Genomic DNA, 18,355 nt, shown 5'->3' with positions numbered 1-18,355 from the left:
GCCTTGCCGCGCGCGGAGACTTCGCTGCAACAGGCGACCCGGCGCGGGTCGCCGGCGAATTCCCCGAAACGATCCCGGTGACTCCCATGACCCGCCTTCCCGCGTTCCGCCCTCGCGATCGCATCCCCGCCGCACGCCCGCTGTGCGTCGCCCTGTCGCTGCTGATCGCGGGCACCTGCGCGGCGGCCGACGGCGCGGCGCACCACGACGGCGTGGTCACGCTCGACACGCTGGTCGTGACCGACGTGACGCCCACGCTCGCGATGACCTTCGTCACCGACACCAAGCTGCCGCGCCAGCCGGTGCCCGCGAGCGACGGCGCCGACTACCTCAAGACGGTGCCGGGGTTCTCGCTGATCCGCAGCGGCGGCACCAATGGCGACCCCGTGCTTCGCGGCATGTTCGGTTCGCGCCTGAACCTGATGACCGACGGCGGCCACATGCAGGGCGCGTGCCCGGCCCGCATGGACAACTCGCTGTCGTACGTGTCGCCGGAAACCTACGACCGCCTGGAAGTCGTCAAGGGGCCGCAGACCGTGCTGTGGGGCCCGGGCGCCTCGGCCGGCACGGTGCGGTTCGAACGCGACATCCCCTTCTTCGATGCGCCCGGCATGCAGCTCAATGCGAGTGCCACCTTCGGCAGCTTCGGACGCGACGACCAGGTGGTCGATACCGCGTTCGGCAACGCCAGCGCGTATGCGCGCGTCACCGCGAACCGCTCGCAGTCCGACGACTACGACGACGGCGACGGCAACGTCGTGCCGTCGGCATGGAAGAAGTGGAACGCCGACGTCGCCTTCGGCTGGACGCCCGATGCCGATTCGCTGGTCGAAGCGAGCGCCGGCCGCGGCGACGGCGAGGCGCGCTACGCCGGCCGCGGCATGGACGGCTCGCAGTTCGAACGCACTAGTTACGGCCTGCGCGCGGAACGGCGCAATTTCGACGGCGCCTTCGACAAGGTCGAAGCGCGGCTGTACTACAACGACGTCGACCACGTCATGGACAACTACACGCTGCGCGCGCCCGACGCCGGCAGCAGCATGCCGATGCCGATGGCGAGCAACGTCGCGCAGCGCACGCAGGGCGGGCGCCTCGCGTTCGCGTGGAGCACCGACGGGTGGAACCTCGACGCCGGCCTGGACGCGCGCGACAACCGCCATCGCAAGCGCAACGCGATGGGCCGCGATGCGTACCTCGCGCAGCCGTGGACGACCGACGCGCGTTCGGACAACCTCGGCGTGTTCGCCGAACTGGGCTGGAACCTCGCGCCGCGGCAGCGGCTCGTCGGCGGGCTTCGCATCGATCGTGCGTCCGTGCAGGACGAACGCGCCACGACCGGCAGCATGATGCCGCGGCCGAATCCGACGCAGGGCACGACGCGCCGCGAGACGTTGCCCTCGGGCCTGGTGCGCTGGGAAATCCAGCCGGAAGGTTCGGCGACGATGTGGCACCTCGGCCTCGGCCACGTCCAGCGCATGCCCGACTACTGGGAGCTGTTCTCCCCGACGCTGGGGCCTGCCGGTTCGGTCAACGCCTTCGCCGGCATCGAACCCGAGCGCACCACGCAACTGGACATCGGCATGCATTACCGCGAAGGCCGCTGGGACGCGTGGGCGTCGCTGTACGCCGGACGCATCCAGGACTACATCCTGTTCGAGTATTCCGAAGGGATGATGGGCGCGACCACGCGCGCCACCAATGTCGATGCGCGCACGCACGGCGGCGAAGTCGGCGTCGAGTTCCGCCCGACCGGCGAATGGAAGCTCGGCGGCAGCCTCGCTTATGCGTGGGGCGACATCGACCACGTCGGCGCGATGCCGCAGACGCCGCCGCTGGAAGCGCGCCTCAACGCGGCCTACGACAACAAGCGCTGGTCGGTCGGCGCCCTGCTCCGCGTGGCGGCCTCGCAGGATCGCGTGAGCCCCGGTTACGGCAACGTCGTCGGCCAGGACCTCGCGCCAACGCCGGGCTTCGCGGTGTTCTCGCTCAACGGCGGCTACCGCTTCACGCAGACGCTGCAGCTCGCCGCCGGCATCGACAACGTGTTCGACCGCACCTACGCCGAGCACCTCAACCTCGCCGGCAACAGCGCCTTCGGCTACCCCGCCGATCCGGTGCGCATCAACGAGCCCGGCCGCAGCGCGTGGGTGAAGCTCAACTACAGGTTCTGAGCGCGCCAAGTGCATCGCCCTTGACTTCGGTCAAGGGCAGGCACGCGGGTCGGGCCCTAGCCTGAGCACCCGACCTGCAGAGAACCCCGACGATGATCGCCGTGCACAACCCGCAACCGCTCACCGAGCGCGAAGGGCAACTCACCCGCGCACTGCGCGAATTCGACCCCGATGCCGAAGTCCGCATCGGGGACGACGGCGGGCAACTGAGCGTATCGACCATCCTGGACGAGCTGGAAGTCATCGCGATCCTCGGCGGCCTGGGCGTGGATGCGGCGCCAAGGCGCGCGTCGCTGGACGATCGCGACGATCCGCATTCCAGCGGCGGATGCTGCGGCGGTTGCGGTTGCGGCTGATCGCCGCGGCACGCCGATGAGTTTCCACGACCTGCGCCAGTTCCTGGAGCGCCTGCGCGCACGCGGGCAACTGCTCGAGATCGATGCGCCCATCGACCCGGAACTGGAAAGCACCGCGCTGAGCCTGCGTGCCCTGCGCGCGCAGGGCCCGGCGCTGCTGATGCACAACGCCACCGGCTCGACGCACGCGCTGCTGGGCAACCTGTTCGGGCACCGCTCGCGCATCGAACTGGCGATGGGCGACCGTCCGGTCGCGTCGCTGCGCGAACTCGGTGAACTGCTGGCGGCGATCAAGGAACCGCGCTGGCCGTCGAGCCTGCGCGGCGCGCTCGCCACCTGGCCGGAACTGGCCCAGCTCGCGCACGTGGCGCCGAAACGCGAGCACGATGCGCCCTTCAACGAAGAAGTGCTCGAAGGCGCCGACATCGACCTGCGGCGGCTGCCCATCCAGCGCTGCTGGCCGGAGGACGTGGATCGCCTGATCACCTTCGGCCTGGTGATCACGCGCGGCACGCGGCAGGAGCGTCAGAACGTCGCGATCTACCGGCAGCAGCCGATCGCGCGGAACCGCGTGATCATGCGCTGGCTCGCGCACCGCGGCGGCGCGCAGGATCATGCGAGCTGGCAGGCGATGCATCCGGATCGCCCCTTCCCGGTGCTGGTGGCGATCGGCGCCGACCCCGCGACGATGCTCGCCGCGGTCGCGCCGGTGCCGGACACGCTCTCCGAATACGAATTCGCCGGCCTGCTGCGCGGCGCACGCACGCGCCTGTGGCACAGCGACCTGACCGGGCTCGACGCGCCCGCCGGTGCGGAAATCCTGCTGGAAGGCTTCATCCACCCCGGCGACACCGCGCTGGAAGGCCCCTTCGGCGACCACACCGGCTACTACAACGTGCAGGCGCCGTTCCCCGTGCTGACGGTCGAACGCATGCGGCTGCGGCGCAACGCGATCTACCACGGCAGCTACATGGGGCGCGCGCCGTTCGACGAACCCTCGGTGCTGTCGATGGCGCTGAACGACATCTTTGTGCCGATCCTGCGGCGCGTGTTCCCGGAGATCGTCGACTTCTACCTGCCGCCGGAAGCCTGCTCGTACCGCGTCGCGGTGGTCAGCATCCGCAAGCAGTACGCGGGCCACGCGCGGCGCGTGATGCTCGGCGTGTGGTCGTACCTGCGCCAGTTCACGTACACCAAGTTCGTGATCGTGACCGACGAGGACATCGACGTGCGCGACTGGGGCGCGGTGATCTGGGCGATCTCCACGCGCGTGGACCCGGCGCGCGACAGCGTGCTGATCGAGAACACGCCCATCGACTACCTGGATTTCGCCAGCCCGAGTTCGGGCCTGGGTTCCAAACTCGGGCTGGACGCCACGCGCAAGTGGGCCGGCGAAAGCGATCGCGAATGGGGCCGGCCGATCACGCTGGATCCGCGCGTGGAGCGCCGCGTCGATGCGATCTGGGAGCGGATCGGCCGCGCGCGCAGCGACGAGGGCGATTACGGGGGCGATGCGGCGCTGTCGTGACGCGCCGCTTCCCTCTTCCCGCTACTGGAGTTCACATGCAACTCGTCTGCCCCGCCGGCAACCTGCCGGCGTTATGCGCGGCCATCGATGCCGGCGCCGACGCGGTCTATCTCGGCTTCCGCGACCAGACCAACGCCCGCGCATTCCCCGGCCTGAACTTCAGCGACGCGGAAATCCGCCAGGGCATCGCGTATGCGCGGGCACGCGGGCGCAGCGTCTACGTCGCCCTGAACACCTACCCCGACAGCGCACGCCTGTCGCACTGGCATCGCGCGGTGGACACCGCGGCGGAGCTGGGCGTGGACGCGATCATCGCCGCCGAAATGGCGGTGCTCGACTACGCATGCCGCAACCATCCTGCGCTGCCCCGGCACCTGTCCGTGCAGGGCTCGGCGACGACCGCGCCGGCGCTGCGCTATGCGCACGAACGCTTCGGCATCGCGCGCGCGGTGCTGCCGCGCGTGCTGTCCGTGCAGCAGGTCGAACGCCTCTGCCAAACCGCGCCGGTCCCGCTGGAAGTGTTCGCGTTCGGCAGCCTGTGCATCATGGTCGAAGGCCGCTGCCAGCTGTCCAGTTACGTTACCGGCGCCTCGCCGAACCGCCACGGCGTATGTTCGCCGGCGAAGTTCGTGCGATGGGAAGAGCACGCCGGCGGCACGCGCAGCGTGCGGCTCAACGACGTGCTGATCGACCGCTTCGAACCGGAGGAACCGGCCGCGTACCCGACCGTCTGCAAGGGCCGCTACGGCGTCGGCGGCGAGGTCTTCCACGCGCTGGAAGAACCCACCAGCCTCAACACGCTCGAACTCATCCCGCGCCTCGCGCAGGCCGGCGTCGCGGCGCTGAAGATCGAAGGCCGCCAGCGCGGCGCGGCGTACGTCGACGCCGTCACGCGCACCTGGCGCGCGGCGCTGGATCGCCATCGCGACGCGCCGGCCGAGTGGACGCCACAGGCGCAGTGGCAATCCACGTTGTCCTCCCACGCCGAAGGTCACCAGACCACGCTCGGCCCCTACCACCGCGCGTGGCACTGAGGTGCGATCGACATGCAACTGACGTTGGGCCCACTGCAGTATTTCTGGCCGCGCGAACGCACGCTGGCCTTCTATCGCGAAGCCGCGCATTGGCCGCTGCACACGATCTACCTGGGCGAAACCGTCTGCAGCAAGCGGCGCGAGCTGCGCACACGCGACTGGATCGCGCTCGCGGAGGAACTCGCCGCGGCCGATCGCGGCGTCGTGCTGTCGTCGCTGGCGTTGATCGAGGCCGAGTCGGAACTCGGCGCGCTGCAACGACTGGTCGATCACGGCCGTTTCTGGATCGAAGCGAACGACCTGTCCGCCGTGCAGCTGTGCCGCGAACGCGGCGTGCCCTTCGTCGCCGGGCCGAGCCTCAACGTCTACAACCACGCGGCGCTGGCGATGCTGATGCGCGACGGCCTGCGTCGCTGGGTGCCGGGCGTCGAACAGGGGCGCGTGCTCATCGACGAACTGCTGTGCGCGCTCGATGCCGAGGGCGTGGCGCGACCGCAGGTGGAAGTCGTCGCGTGGGGCCGCCTGCCGTTGTCGTACTCGGCGCGCTGCTTCACCGCGCGTGCGCTGGACGTGGGCAAGGACCAGTGCGGCTTCCGCTGCATCGAACATCCCGACGGCCTGCCGCTGTCCACGCGCGAAGGCCGCCCGTTCCTGCGCATCAACGGCATCCAGGTGCAGGGCGAGGAAGTCACCGACCTCAGCCCGGAACTGCCCGCCTTGCGCGATCTGCGCGTGGATCTGCTGCGGCTGTATCCGCAGGCCGACGGCATGCAGGCGGTGATCGGACATTTCGTCGAAGCGCTCGCCGCGCAAACGCCGGTCGCGCCGATCGGGCAGCGTAACGGCTACTGGCATGGCGATCCGGGAATGAGCGGCGTGGCCGCGCGCGCCTGACCCGCGTCAGGCGTCCGCGCGCCAGTGCGCGCCGAGGCTCGCCGGCCGCAGCAGCGCGGCATGCAGCACCGCGTGCGCCACGCGCGCATGCCAGCCCGACGCCGCCATCGCCTTCATCTCGCGCGCGGCGGCGGACAACGCCGCGCGCGTGCGCACGGGGCCCGCGGCGTCCCAGAGGCGGCGTCGCAATGCGGCGAGCGCGCCGTCTTCCAGGCCGTCGCCCAGTTCCACGGTGCGGAACGCATCGCGCGACGTGCGGCTCGGCGCCAGCCGCAGGTGCGCGCCGAGCCACCGCCCGCACACGACGGCCTCCAGCAGCGAATTGCTTGCGAGCCGGTTCGCGCCGTGCAGCCCGTTGCAGGCGACTTCGCCGACGGCATGGAGATTCGGCAGCGACGTGCGCCCGAGCGGATCGGTCGCGACGCCGCCCATGTGGAAATGCGCGGCGGCGGTGATCGGGATCGGCTGCGTGTGCGGGTCCACGCCGCGCGCGCGGCAGGTCTCGACGACGGTCGGGAACGCCCGTTCCCAGCCGCTGCGAAGCCCCGTCGCATCGACCCACACCGGCCCGTCGCGGCGCGCATCCCACACGCGGCGCGACACCACGTCGCGCGGTGCCAGGTCGCCGAGCGGGTGATGGCCGCGCATCAGCGAACGACTGCGGTGATCGAGCAAGCTTGCGCCCGCGCCACGCAGCGCTTCGGTGATCAGCGGCAGCCGCGCGCCGTCGCCATCGGCATCGCCGTCGAACGCGGTGGGATGGAACTGCACGAATTCCAGGTCGCGCGTGCGCGCGCCGGCCGCCATCGCGAGCGCCAGGCCGGAACCGCTGGTCGTGTCGGCATTCGTAGTGCGCTGGAACAGCGCGCCGAGCCCGCCGGTCGCGAGCACGACCGCACCCGCTTCGATCGTCTCCACGCGCCCATCGGCGCTGCGCACCTGCACGCCGGCGACGTTGCGCCCGCGCAGCAGCAGCCCGTCGACCTGCACGCCGGTACGCCATTCCACGTGCCCGGCGCGCGCGGCGCGGCCCTGCAGTGCGGCGACGACACGCTCGCCGGTGCGATCGCCGCCGGCATGCACGATGCGGTGCGCGCCGTGCCCGCCTTCGCGCCCGAGCTGCAGCCCGTGATCGTCGCGATCGAACGCCACGCCCATGATCTGCAGCCACGCGACGGCATCCGGCGCGGCACCGACGACGGACCACGCGAGGGCTTCGTCGTTGTGGAATGCGCCGGCCTGCAAGGTGTCGGCGACGTGCGCACGCACGCTGTCGCCCGCCGCCAGCGCGGCGGCGATGCCGCCCTGCGCGAGCCGGCTGCTGCCCGCCTCGCCGGGGTCGAGCAGGACCACCTCGCGCGGCGCCGCCGACAGCGCGACGCTCAGGCCCGCGACGCCAGCGCCGACCACGACGACGGGCGGCGTCGCGGGCCGCGTCACACGCGTTCCGCCCGGCCGATGTCGAGCATGCGTTGCAGCGCCCGGCGTGCACGGGCGGCCACGTCGGGCGGCACCGTCACCTCGTGTCGCAGTTCCTTCAGGCACGCGTGGATGCTCGGCAGCGTGATGCGCTTCATGTGCGGGCACAGATTGCACGGCTTGATGAACTCGACGTCGGGAAAGCGCACGCGCAGGTTGTCGGCCATCGAGCATTCGGTGATCAGCGCCACGCGCTGCGGCCGGGCCTTCTCCAGCCATGCGCCCATCGCCGTAGTGGAACCGACAAAATCGGCTTCCGCCTGCACGTCCGGCGGGCATTCGGGATGCGCGACGAGCGCCGCGTCGAAGCGTTCGCGCGCGTGCCGCGCCTGCTGCACGGTGAAGGTCTCGTGCACTTCGCAGCGGCCGTCCCACAGCACCAGCTCGACGTCGTCCACCTGCGAGGCGACGTGCGCGCCGAGGAAGCGGTCCGGCAGGAAGATCACCTTGTCCGCGCCTATCGCGCGCACCACCTGCACGGCGTTGGCCGAGGTGCAGCACGCGTCGGATTCGGCCTTCACGGCGGCGGACGTGTTGACGTAGGTGACCACCGGCGCGCCCGGATGCCGCGCACGCAGCGCACGCACGTCGTCGGCGGTGATCGACGCCGCGAGCGAGCAGCCGGCTTCCAGGTCGGGAATCAGCACGGTGCGATGCGGCGCGAGGATCTTCGCCGTTTCGGCCATGAAATGGACGCCGCACAGCACGATGGTGTCGGCGTCGCAGGTCGCCGCGGCCTGCGCGAGCGCCAGCGAATCGCCGGTGACGTCGGCCACGCCGTGGAAGATTTCCGGCGACTGGTAGCTGTGCGCCATGATCACCGCGCCGCGCGATTTCTTCAGGTGCGCGATCGCGTCGACCCACGGCAGGTGCATCGTCACCTCGATGCACGGCATCAGCGGCGCGAGGGTTTCGACCAGCGCCGCATGGCGCGTTTCGAGGTCCGGATGCCAGTACGGCATCGCGTCGGACGCGTTCACGATGCGGCGCCTGTCGCGAGGTGCGCCGCACGGGCGTCGCGCAGCGTGCGCGCGACGCGATGCAACGGGATGCGGACCGCGAGCGGCAGCGTGTCCCAAGGCAGGCGGTCGAGCAGGTTGCGCACGGTCAGGCCGAGTTCCACGTCGCCGGTGAGCTTCAACCGGCGCTGGAAGAACAACGTGTCCGCGTCCTCCTGCCGGCTGCTGAGCAGCAGCAGGTCGGTCGCGGTGCCGTGCACGATGGATTCGGCGGGCCCGCTCGTCCGATGCAGCCGACCGTCGCGCAGTTCGAGGACCCAGCGCAGATGCAGGTCGGTCACCTCGATGCCGAGTCGCCGATGCGCGACGACGGAGAGATCGTCGGCATCGAGCGAATCGGCCAGGGCCCTGGACAGCACGCGTACGGCGATCGCGTCGCGCACGGACGCCGGCACCAGCGACAGCGGCAGCCGCCAGTAGCGCGGCGGCGGGAGCAGCCGCAGCGGCGAACGCGGCGCGCGTTCGGGTTGTGTCGTCGCGCCCTCATTGGCCTGCTGCTGGCAGGCGTCGCCGACCAGCGTTTGCATCAGGTGATCCGCCGACGCGAGCGGAAGATTGAGCCGGCCGGCGAGCCTACGCGCGCGTTCGTGCACCTGCGCTTCGCGCACGATGTCGCGAACCGGGACGTTGAGCGCGCGCTTGGCCGGCGCCACCGCGGCCACCAGTCGCCGGCGCGCGGCGAGGAGCACGATCATCGCGTCGTCGACGCGGTCGATGCCGATGCGTGCGCCGTGCAGCGCGAAACGCGCTACGTGCGGCGCCGAGGCGATGCGGATCATGTGGCCCCTTCCCGTGTGATCGACGGCAGATGCTAGGGACGCACGCCTCCCGCGCCATTGACGCAGGTCAAGCCGGCGCGCTTCCCGGCGTCTTTCGCTCGCGTCGCACGCGCAGTCCGCAACGCACCAGCGCCATCGCCGTGGCGAACCATGCCGATGCGTACGCGAATCCGGCGGCGGCGTGCCCCTCATGCAGGGTCATCGCCAGCAATACGGCCACGGCCGACACCACGTGCGCGGCGAACACGACGCGCTTGTCGCCCTCGGGCATCAACCTGCCGACGCCGGGAACCTGGCGTCCGCGCGGCACCATGCCGCGCAGGTGGATCCAGGCGAGGAAGCCGACGATCTCCAGCATCATGCCGACGACGACGAACGGGAACCCGATCGCCAGCGCGAGCGTCCCGACGAGCATCGCGCGATCGATGTCCGGAGGAAGCGGCAAGGTCAGGCAGGCGGCCGCAGCGAGCAGCGCCGACATGCCTAGCGTCCAGAACCGCGCGAGCGTCGGATTGCGCCGCAGCCGCGCCCGCGCCTGCAACCACAGCGATGCGCCGGCGAGCGCGCCGGTCGTGATCGTGATGGTCCCGATGAGCACGTCGCCAAAGCCGCGGGCGCGCTGCCACGCGCCGGCGATCAGGCCCAGTGCGATCGCGCACGACCACGCCGGCAACCACCATGGCGCCGGGCTGCGCGTGCCCTGCAACATCGGCAGCGTGACCGCGCCTATCGCCGCGATCAGCACGAGGACCGCGCCGACGGTACCGACCGACGCGTGCACATCGACGAGTGCGGCGAGATCGAACGGCAAGCGCCCGGCGAGCGTGAGCAGCGCGACCACGCCAAGCATCGCCGTGACCGCGAGCGCGCACATCGACATGCCGATGCCGCCGCGCAGCCAGCGCGCACCCGCGCCGCGCCACAACGCAAGGCACGCCATCCCGGCAAACCCGACCAGCGGAACGCCGAGCAGCGCGGCTGCCAGCGGCAACAGCGCGGTCGCCATCGTCGTCATGGCGAAGGCGAACACCGCCAGGCCCACGTTGAAGCACGCGTGCAGCACGGGCACCGCGGGCGCCGAGCTCAGGCGGCTGCGCGCCGCGACCGGCAGGAATTGCGTGAGCGCGCCGAGCATCGCGTTGCCGATCACGCCGAGCACCAGCAGATGCACGAGCACGACCGTCGCGGGCGTCCAGCGCGACGCCAGGCCCGTGTCGCCATGCCACGCGATCCAGCCGCCGGCGACGATGCCCCACAGGACGGAGGCGATCAGAAAACGCAGCGGCACGTTCGCGGGCGGGGCCTCGGAGATGGCCAGTCCGCTCACGTGCCGCCGCAACCCCTGCCCTGTTCGTCGTACGCCGCGCGGGCGATGCGCACGCGGAAACCGTCATCGATCGCCACGACCTGCGTGTCGAAACCGTCCGCCTGCAGGATCGCCAGCAATGGCGACGGATACAGCGGCGTCAGTGCGTCGAGGTAGTCGCCGGGCGCCAGCGTCTCGACGGCCGCGAGGATGCGTTCCATCGGTCCCGGCGGCGCCAGGTGGCGCAGGTCCAGCGTGGCGGTCGCCTCGCGCATGCATCAATCCGGCAATGTGTCGTCGGTGTCGGGATGCGTGGCCGGCTCAAGCGATACGCCGGCGGCTTCCAGCGATTCGGCGACTAGTGCGAATCCCTCGGACGCCGGATCGAAATGTTCGAGCGTGTTGCCCATGGCGGTTTCTCATGTCCACAAATACAGCGCGCCCAGCGGATGGTGCGCACGCGCGATCGCATAGATCTGCGCGTACGTCAGCAACGCCAGGACGAACATCGCGACGCGCATACCGGTGCGCCGCGACCGCATCGCGAGGATGCCGAGCACGACGTAGGCGACCACCAGCGCCACCTTCACCAGCAGCCAGCCGTTGGCGAACAACGCGCCCGGCAGGATGGTCAGCAGCATCATCGCGGCGGTGAGCAGCACGGTGTCGATGGTGTAGCTGAGGTAGCGCACCGGCGCGGCCATCGGCCAGCGCATGCCCGCCAGCGCGGAGGCGCCGCGCAGGAAGAACAGCGCGCCGCTGCACGCGATCGCCGCGATGTGCACCAGCTTGATCTGCGGATAGAACTCGATCATCGCAGCGTCCTCAGCCCGGCTTGCCGTCGGCGCGCGGCGCCAGGTAGATGCGGCCCAGCCGCGCAACCCACGGGACGAAGGCCACGAGCCAGCCGATCGCCGCCGCGACGTGCCATGCGTAGGCATCCGGCGCGAGTTCGGCGACGACGCGCATCGCCGCCACCCCCTGCACCGCGACGAAGGCGAACCACGCCACCGGCGGCATCACCAGCGGCCGGCCCGAGTGCCCCTGCGTCACGCGCGTGACCATCGCCACCAGCAGGCTGCCGAAGAAGCCGATGAACATGGCGTGCGCCGGCGCGCGCCCGAGTTCGAACACGCCCGTCGTCGCGTACAGCACGCTCTGCGCCGAATACAGGGCGAAGGTGATCGGCAGCCATGCGGTGCCGATGAACAGCACCGCCAGCAGCCCCGGCATGCGGCCGCGCGGCCACCAGCGCCACAGCGCGAAGGCGCTTGCGCCGAGCAGCGGGACGTCGGCGAGCCACAGCCACGCGTACGCGTGCGTGAGTTCCAGCACGAGGTGCGCCAGCAGCAGCGCCCACACGATCGCCAGCCACGCCATCGGGCGCCACGGCTTGTAGCCCGGCACCGCGTTGCCGGCGAAGAACGGGAACATCCGGTGCGCGACCGTCACGTACACCGGCAGCAACAGCCCGACGGTGCCGAGCTTGATGCTCGCCATCGCCCACATCGGCGAGGCGCCAAGCACGAACGCGACGAACGACAGCAGCCCGATCCAGCCCAGCAGCAGCGCGGCGAAGCACGAGCGCGCGTGCCACGTCGTGCCTTTTTCCCTCGTCAGTTGAGTACCCAGGATCACCACGCCGGCGGTCCACCCCGCCGCGGCCATCAACAGACCGACGAAGAAGCCGACTTCCCAGCCGCACGCGCCGACCAGGGTCGCCAGTTGCCCGCCCATCAACCCCGCGCCGACCGGCAGGTAATGCCACCGAGACAGGTCCGGCAGCCCCATCCAGCGCGGAAACGTGGTGAGCAGGAAGCCGAAGATGAAACTCGGCAGCACGAGGTACTGCATCACGAACGCGTGCAGCCAGCCCGCCGGCACCGGCGGCGGCGCCAGGGCGAAGGCATCGGGCCATCGCGTGGACACCAGCCACAGCGCCCACCAGAGCATCGCCAGCAGCACGTTGCCCGCGCCGATGAAGAACATCAGGCGGTGCGGCGCATGCGCGAGCCGGCGGGGAGACAGCGAGGTGTCGGCGGTTTTCTGGAGCATGGGGGGAGTGTCGGCGCGGCGATCCGCGTTCGCCTTGACGCAGATCAGGCGGATGCGTCATCGGAGGAACCGTCATCCCGGCGAAGGCCGGGATCCGGGCTGTCACGTATTTGCCATTCCAGCGGAAGCTGGAGAGCCACCTGCTCCTGGGCGCGCGAAAGGCACCAGCGCGGTTTGGCGATGCAACGGCAGGGCGGCGCTGTCCCTGCGTTGCCCCTCACCCCAACTCTCCCGCCGGGAGAGGCCCCCCCCAAAAAAAAGCCCGGCCGAACCCGGCCGGGCGAAAGCGATGAAACCCTTCCGGGGTCAGGCCCGGACCGGCTCCGCCGCGTTGGCCGCCACTCGCCGCGGCGCCACCCAGAGGCGGAAGACGAACCAGGCCAGCGCGAGGGCGCCGACGCTGAAGATCGTGTCCGCCGGAACGCGCATCCACACCAGCAGGTCGACGATCGGCTGCTGCATGAACTCCGCCGAGCGCGCGTACCAGTAACCGTGCTTGAGCGCGGCGTTGAGTTGCAGGATGCCCAGCGGAAGCAGCGTGAAGGCGGCCATGCCGCTCAGGCCGATGTTCAGTGCCCAGAAGCTGGTGCGCAGCACCTTTTCGTTCCACTCGACGTCGGGTTTCAGGCCGCGCAGGCAGAACAGCATCAGGCCGATGCCGAGCATGCCGTACACGCCGAACAGCGCGGTGTGGCCGTGCGTCGCGGTGAGGTTCAGGCCCTGCATGTAGTACAGCGACAGCGGCGGGTTGATCAGGAAGCCGAACAGGCCGGCGCCCACCAGGTTCCAGAACGCCACCGCGATGAAGAACATGATCGGCCAGCGGTAACGCTGCATCCACGGCGTCGCCTTGCCCATCTTGTAGCTGTGGTAGGCCTCGAAGCCGACGTAGGCCAGCGGCACCACTTCCAGCGCGGAGAAGCTCGCACCCAGCGCGATGACCGCCGTCGGCGTGCCGGTGAAGTACAGATGGTGCAGCGTGCCGAGCACGCCGCCGGCCATGAAGACGATGGTCGCGAACAGCACCGCGATGGTCGCCGTCTTCACCTGCAGCAGGCCCAGGCGCGTGAACAGGAAGGACATCACCGCGACCGCGAAGACCTCGAAGAAGCCTTCCACCCACAGGTGCACGACCCACCAGCGCCAGTACTCGACCATCGACAGCGAGGTGTGCTCGCCCCACATCAGGCCGGCCGCGTAGAACAGGCCGATGGCGACGGTGGACAGGAACAGCAGGACCACGATGGAACGCGACTCGCCGCCATTGCGGATCGCCGGCCACAGCGAGCGGCCCACCAGCGTCAGCCACAGCCCGAGCCCGATGAAGAGGAACCACTGCCAGAAACGGCCCAGGTCGACGTATTCCCAGCCCTGGTGGCCGAACCAGAAATTGCGTTCCAGCCCGAGCTTCTGCATCACGGCGAGCCACTGTCCGGCGAATGCGCCGACCACGATGACCAGCAGGCACACCCACAGCAGGTTGACGCCCAGGCGCTGGAATTTCGGCTCATGGCCCGAAATCGCCGGCCCGATGTACAGGCCCATGCCGAGCCACGCGGTGGCGATCCACAACACCGCCAGCTGCGTGTGCCAGGTGCGCGTCAATGCGTACGGCAGCACGTCGGCGAGCGCGAAGCCGTAGGCCTGCTGGCCTTCGACCTGGTAGTGGGCGGTGATCGCGCCCAGCAGGATCTGCGTGAGGAACAGCGCGATCACCACCCAGAAGTACTTGGCGGTGGCCTTCATCGACGGCGTGACCTTGATGGACGCCAGCGGGTCGGTCCTGGGCAGGCTCGGCGCGATCTCCTCGCCGTGGTTCACCGCGTAGTGCCAGCCCAGCAGCGCGATGCCGGCGATCAGGAACAGCACGCTGAAGACCGTCCACACGAACGCGCCGGTGGTGGGCTTGTTGCCGACCAGCTCGTCCGCCGGCCAGTTCGCCGTGTAGGTGATGTCCGAACCCGGGCGCTGCGTCACCGCCGCCCACGAGGTCCACCAGTAGAACGCGGTCAGCTTGCGGCGATGTTCGGCCTCGGGAACCGTGTCGTTGCGCATCGCATAGGCTTCGCGCAGTTCAGCGGTCGCCGGATCGTTGCCGAACAGGCTGGTGTAGTGCTGCGCGACGTTGGCGATGGCCGCGACGCGGTCGGCATCCAGGCGGATCGTGCCGCTGCCTTCCTCGTACGTATTGGGCCGCATCAACGCCTGCACGCGGGCCTGATACGACGCGCGCACGTCGGCCGGCAGCTTCTTGTAGCTGTCGACGCCCGCCTCGCGCTTCGCCCAGACGTCCATGACGGCCTCGGCTTCGCGATGCAGCCAGTCGGCGCTCCAGTCCGGTGCGACGTAGCCGCCGTGGCCCCAGATGGAGCCCAGCTGCTGGCCACCGATCGACTGCCACACCTGGCGGCCGGTTTCGATGTCGCTGCGGGTGAAGATCAGCTCGTCATGCGGCCCGACCACCCGCTCGGGCATCGGTGGCGACTGTCGGTGGATTTCGCTGCCGACCCATAGCAGGACGGCGAACGAAGCGATGAGCAGGGTCGCCAGCCCCACCCACAACTTTCGGGTCGAATTCATGTCAGCACTCCGTTGAAAACGAAGGCATGTTCGGGCCGGGGTGCCCGCGTACGACATGACACAGGTCAAGTGCAATGCGAATGTTTCGCAGTCGGCGGAAATCGGAGCGGGACGGCCGCTTTCGTAGCCCGGGTAAGGTCGGAGGCCGGACCCGGGACCACGTCGCGTCGACTGGAAACCTTGATGGGCCCCGGGTGCGCTTCGCTTACCCGGGCTACAACCGCCCTGTCAGCCGCCGCTTTTGTAGCCCGGGCAAGGCCGGAGGCCGCACCCGGGTCAGTGCCGCAGCACGGTCAGCGCGATCGCCTCAAGCCGCGCCATGTCGAGGATCTCGACGTCCCGCTGCTTGATGGACACCAGGCCGTCGCGCTCGAACCGGCGCAGCACGCGGCTCACGGTTTCCGGCGCCTGGCGCAGGTAGTTGGCGATGTCGGTGCGCGACATCGTGAGCTGGAAGCGCCTGGGCGAAAACCCGCGCTGCGCGAGGCGGCGCGAGAAACCGATCAGGAAGGCCGCCATGCGCTCGTCGGCGGAATGATCGCCGGCGAACAGCGACGCCACGCCGATGTCGCGGCTCATCAGCCGGAACAGGTGACGCTGCAGGTTCGGCAGCCGCGTGGCGAGCATCGCGATGCGCGGGAACGAGAACCGGCACAGCATCACCGTGTCGAGCGCCACCGCGTTGCACGGATAGCGGTCGTCGTGCACGGCGTTGAGCCCGATCACCTCGCCCGGCAGATGGAACCCGAGCACCTGCTCGCGTCCGTCCGAATCGAGCATGTAGGTCTTCACCGTGCCTGCGCGCACCGCGGCGATCGCGCCGAACGCGTCGCCTTCGCGGAACACGTGTTCGCCCGCGTGCAGCGGGCCGACGTGCTCGACCAGCACGTGCAGGTCCATCAGCGCGCTCTTGTCCATGCCTTCGGACAGGCACGCCTGCGAGAACGCGCAGGTGGAACAGAAGGTCAGCGAGTCGCCGTCGTCGGCGATGATCGATGAATCGGTGCGTGGAAAAACGATCCCGGAACTCATGCCCTGCCCGATCGCGACGTCACACGGTCCTGGAAAACTGCGTCACGGTTCCGTCCTGCGGAACCAGGTAACGGTCGAAGCACGCCGCCAGCACCCGCAACAGCAGGCGTCCGCGGGGCGTGGCCCGTATGGCGCGTGAAGACAGTTCCACCAGGCCGTCCCGTTCCAGCGATTCCAACTGCGGCCAAGAGTGTGCGAAATAGTCGCGGAAGTCCATCATGTGCCGACGCTCGGTCTGTGCTACGTCGATCTCGCCAAGGCACATCAACTGCTGGATCACGTCGGCCCGCACCAGGTCGTCGTCGTCCATGTTCATGCCGCGCCACACCGGCAGCCGGCCTTCGTCGATGGCGCGTTCCCAGCTCGGCAGGTCGCGCGGGTTCTGGCTGAACGTCGGGCCGATGTGGCTGATGGCGCTCACGCCCAGGCCGATCAGGTCGCTGTCGGCGCACGTGGTGTAGCCCATGAAATTGCGATGCAGGTCGCCGCGCGATTGCGCGCGCGCCAGGTCGTCCTCGGGCAGCGCGAAGTGGTCCATGCCGATGTAGACGTAGCCGGCGGCGCCCAGGCGCTCGATCGCCCGCTGCAACAGCTGCAGCTTCGCTTCCGGCGACGGCAGGTCCTCGGCGCGGATCTGCTGCTGCGGCCGGAACAGCTTGGGCAGGTGCGCGTAGGAATAGATGGCGAAGCGGTCCGGTCGCGCCTGCAGCGCGATGTCCAGCGTGCGGTCGAAACCGTCCAGCGTCTGCAGCGGCAGGCCGTAGATCAGGTCCACGTTCACCGAGCGGAAGCCGTGCGTGCGGCAGGCGTCGATGATGGCGAGCGTTTCCTCCACGCTCTGGATGCGGTTCACCGCCTTCTGCACGACGGGGTCGAAATCCTGCACGCCCAGGCTCGCGCGGTTGAAGCCCGCCTGCGCCAGCGTGCGGATGTCGTCCGGACTCACGAAGCGCGGATCCAGCTCGATCGACAGCTCGCGCGAGTTCGCATCGGCGTAGGCGAAGTGGTTGCCGATGACGTCGACGACCTCGGCGATCTGATCGGCGCCGAGGAAGTTCGGCGTGCCGCCGCCGAAGTGCAGCTGCACCACCTGGCGGTCGCGGTCGAACAGGCCGGACATCATGCCGATCTCGCGGTAGAGCCGCGTCAGGTACGCGCCGCCTCGCGCCTTGTCGCGCGTGATGATGCGGTTGCAGCCGCAGTAGAAGCACGGGCTGGTGCAGAACGGCACGTGCACGTACAGCGACAGCGGGCGCGGGATCGGGTCGCCGTTGGTGAGCGCGGCTGCCTCGCGCAACAGCGTCGGGCCGAAATCCGCGCGGAACTGCGGCGCGGTCGGGTACGAGGTGTAGCGCGGCCCCGGGCGGTCGTAGCGGGCCAGCAGCTGCGGATCGAAGAGGACGGTCGAAGTGGCCATGGACGCAGCGTATCCGCGCCGACGCACCGCGCCTTGATTTCAGTCAAGGGGAAAGCGTCGCGTTGTACCCCGCCGGCCGCCGGGCCGCAAAACAGGCCTCGCCGCGCGCGCATCTCCCGGAGTTCGCCTCCGGCTTGACCTGGATCATGTCCGGCTGAACAGGGCGAGCGGATGCTGGCGGCCATCGCGGACGCGCCCGCCGGGCGCATCGCGACCGCAACGGGGAAGCGCGATGCCGTATTACCTGATCCTGGTCGTCCACCTGCTGTGCGCCTTCGTCTTCGTCGGCACGGTGTTCTTCGAAGTGCTGGTGATGCACGCGGTGCGACGCAAGGTGCCGCCGGCCGCGATGGCCGAGGTCGAACGCGCCATCGGCCACCGCGCGCGACAGCTGATGCCGTGGGTGCTGGCGCTGCTCTATCTCGCCGGCATTGCGCTGGCCTGGCAGTACCGCGCGTTGCTCGTGCATCCGCTGCGCTCGGCATTCGGCGTCGTGCTGTGCATCAAGATCGCGCTGGCGACCAGCGTGTTCGTGCACTTCGTCTGCGCGATGCGGCTGCGGCGCCTTGGCCGACTGACCGGACGCACGTCGCGCCGGCTGCACCTGAGCGTGTTCGCGCACGTCGTCGCAATCGTCCTGCTGGCGAAGGCGCTATTCCATCTCGCCTGGTGATCCGCCCTTCCCTTTCTCCTCCACTGCGCCGG

Annotated in this window: 17 protein-coding genes; 6 read left to right on the top strand and 11 right to left on the bottom strand. The window is 69.8% G+C overall.

Translation table 11 applies throughout. From position 1 onward, the window contains the following. Positions 1-86 precede the first annotated feature (86 nt). The 5 genes from LA521A_RS08885 (at position 87) to LA521A_RS08865 (ending at position 5,983) form a co-directional block, all read left to right on the top strand. On the top strand, positions 87-2,171 hold the full coding sequence (locus tag LA521A_RS08885) for a TonB-dependent copper receptor (protein WP_281781932.1): 2,085 nt from the start codon (positions 87-89) through the stop codon (positions 2,169-2,171). 92 nt (positions 2,172-2,263) lie between these two features. Further along, positions 2,264-2,527, top strand: a complete 264-nt coding sequence (locus tag LA521A_RS08880) for a hypothetical protein (RefSeq protein ID WP_115842257.1) — start codon at positions 2,264-2,266, stop codon at positions 2,525-2,527. Between the two features lie 16 nt (positions 2,528-2,543). Further along, positions 2,544-4,055, top strand: a complete 1,512-nt coding sequence (locus tag LA521A_RS08875) for a UbiD family decarboxylase (RefSeq protein ID WP_281781931.1) — start codon at positions 2,544-2,546, stop codon at positions 4,053-4,055. 35 nt (positions 4,056-4,090) lie between these two features. After that, complete coding sequence (gene ubiU / locus LA521A_RS08870) at positions 4,091-5,089, top strand: ubiquinone anaerobic biosynthesis protein UbiU (RefSeq protein ID WP_281781930.1); 999 nt, start codon at positions 4,091-4,093, stop codon at positions 5,087-5,089. Positions 5,090-5,101: 12 nt separating this feature from the next. After that, positions 5,102-5,983: a U32 family peptidase gene (locus tag LA521A_RS08865; RefSeq protein WP_281781929.1), complete on the top strand. Its 882-nt coding sequence runs from the start codon at positions 5,102-5,104 to the stop codon at positions 5,981-5,983. A gap of 6 nt (positions 5,984-5,989) precedes the next feature. Here LA521A_RS08865 and LA521A_RS08860 read toward each other — a convergent pair whose 3' ends face one another. The 11 genes from LA521A_RS08860 to hemN form a co-directional block, all read right to left on the bottom strand. Continuing rightward, a complete protein-coding gene (locus LA521A_RS08860; RefSeq protein WP_281781928.1) occupies positions 5,990-7,423 on the bottom strand; it encodes an L-aspartate oxidase in 1,434 nt (477 codons plus the stop codon). Next, positions 7,420-8,442 (bottom strand): quinolinate synthase NadA, encoded by a 1,023-nt coding sequence (nadA, locus tag LA521A_RS08855; protein ID WP_484504268.1) that lies wholly within the window; start codon positions 8,440-8,442, stop codon positions 7,420-7,422. Before nadA ends, LA521A_RS08860 begins: the two co-directional genes overlap by 4 nt. Further along, positions 8,439-9,260, bottom strand: a complete 822-nt coding sequence (gene ubiT, locus LA521A_RS08850; RefSeq protein WP_281781927.1) for a ubiquinone anaerobic biosynthesis accessory factor UbiT — start codon at positions 9,258-9,260, stop codon at positions 8,439-8,441. The genes nadA and ubiT overlap by 4 nt, the downstream gene beginning before the upstream one ends. Before the next feature lie 67 nt (positions 9,261-9,327). Continuing rightward, complete coding sequence (locus tag LA521A_RS08845) at positions 9,328-10,587, bottom strand: hypothetical protein (RefSeq protein ID WP_281781926.1); 1,260 nt, start codon at positions 10,585-10,587, stop codon at positions 9,328-9,330. Then, a complete protein-coding gene (locus LA521A_RS08840; RefSeq protein WP_281781925.1) occupies positions 10,584-10,841 on the bottom strand; it encodes a DUF2249 domain-containing protein in 258 nt (85 codons plus the stop codon). The genes LA521A_RS08845 and LA521A_RS08840 overlap by 4 nt, the downstream gene beginning before the upstream one ends. A gap of 3 nt (positions 10,842-10,844) precedes the next feature. Next, positions 10,845-10,976 carry a hypothetical protein gene (locus tag LA521A_RS08835; protein WP_281781924.1) on the bottom strand — a complete coding sequence of 44 codons (132 nt, stop codon included), beginning with the start codon at positions 10,974-10,976 and terminating at the stop codon, positions 10,845-10,847. Between the two features lie 9 nt (positions 10,977-10,985). Continuing rightward, on the bottom strand, positions 10,986-11,381 hold the full coding sequence (locus tag LA521A_RS08830) for a SirB2 family protein (RefSeq protein ID WP_281781923.1): 396 nt from the start codon (positions 11,379-11,381) through the stop codon (positions 10,986-10,988). 10 nt (positions 11,382-11,391) lie between these two features. Further along, entirely contained in the window at positions 11,392-12,621 is a 1,230-nt protein-coding gene (locus LA521A_RS08825; protein ID WP_281781922.1) for an NnrS family protein, read from the bottom strand. A gap of 306 nt (positions 12,622-12,927) precedes the next feature. Further along, a complete protein-coding gene (locus LA521A_RS08820; protein WP_281781921.1) occupies positions 12,928-15,201 on the bottom strand; it encodes a nitric-oxide reductase large subunit in 2,274 nt (757 codons plus the stop codon). Between the two features lie 276 nt (positions 15,202-15,477). Next, positions 15,478-16,233, bottom strand: coding sequence for a helix-turn-helix domain-containing protein (locus LA521A_RS08815; protein ID WP_115842245.1), 756 nt, complete (start codon positions 16,231-16,233; stop codon positions 15,478-15,480). A 19-nt stretch (positions 16,234-16,252) separates the two neighbouring features. Continuing rightward, complete coding sequence (hemN, locus tag LA521A_RS08810) at positions 16,253-17,650, bottom strand: oxygen-independent coproporphyrinogen III oxidase (protein WP_281781920.1); 1,398 nt, start codon at positions 17,648-17,650, stop codon at positions 16,253-16,255. A 232-nt stretch (positions 17,651-17,882) separates the two neighbouring features. Between hemN and LA521A_RS08805 the strand changes: the two genes are divergently transcribed. Continuing rightward, positions 17,883-18,323 (top strand): CopD family copper resistance protein, encoded by a 441-nt coding sequence (locus LA521A_RS08805; protein ID WP_281781919.1) that lies wholly within the window; start codon positions 17,883-17,885, stop codon positions 18,321-18,323. Positions 18,324-18,355 lie beyond the last annotated feature (32 nt).

This window comes from Lysobacter auxotrophicus (assembly GCF_027924565.1).
GTDB lineage: Bacteria > Pseudomonadota > Gammaproteobacteria > Xanthomonadales > Xanthomonadaceae > Lysobacter_J > Lysobacter_J auxotrophicus.
This window is presented reverse-complemented; position numbering and strand designations above follow the sequence as displayed.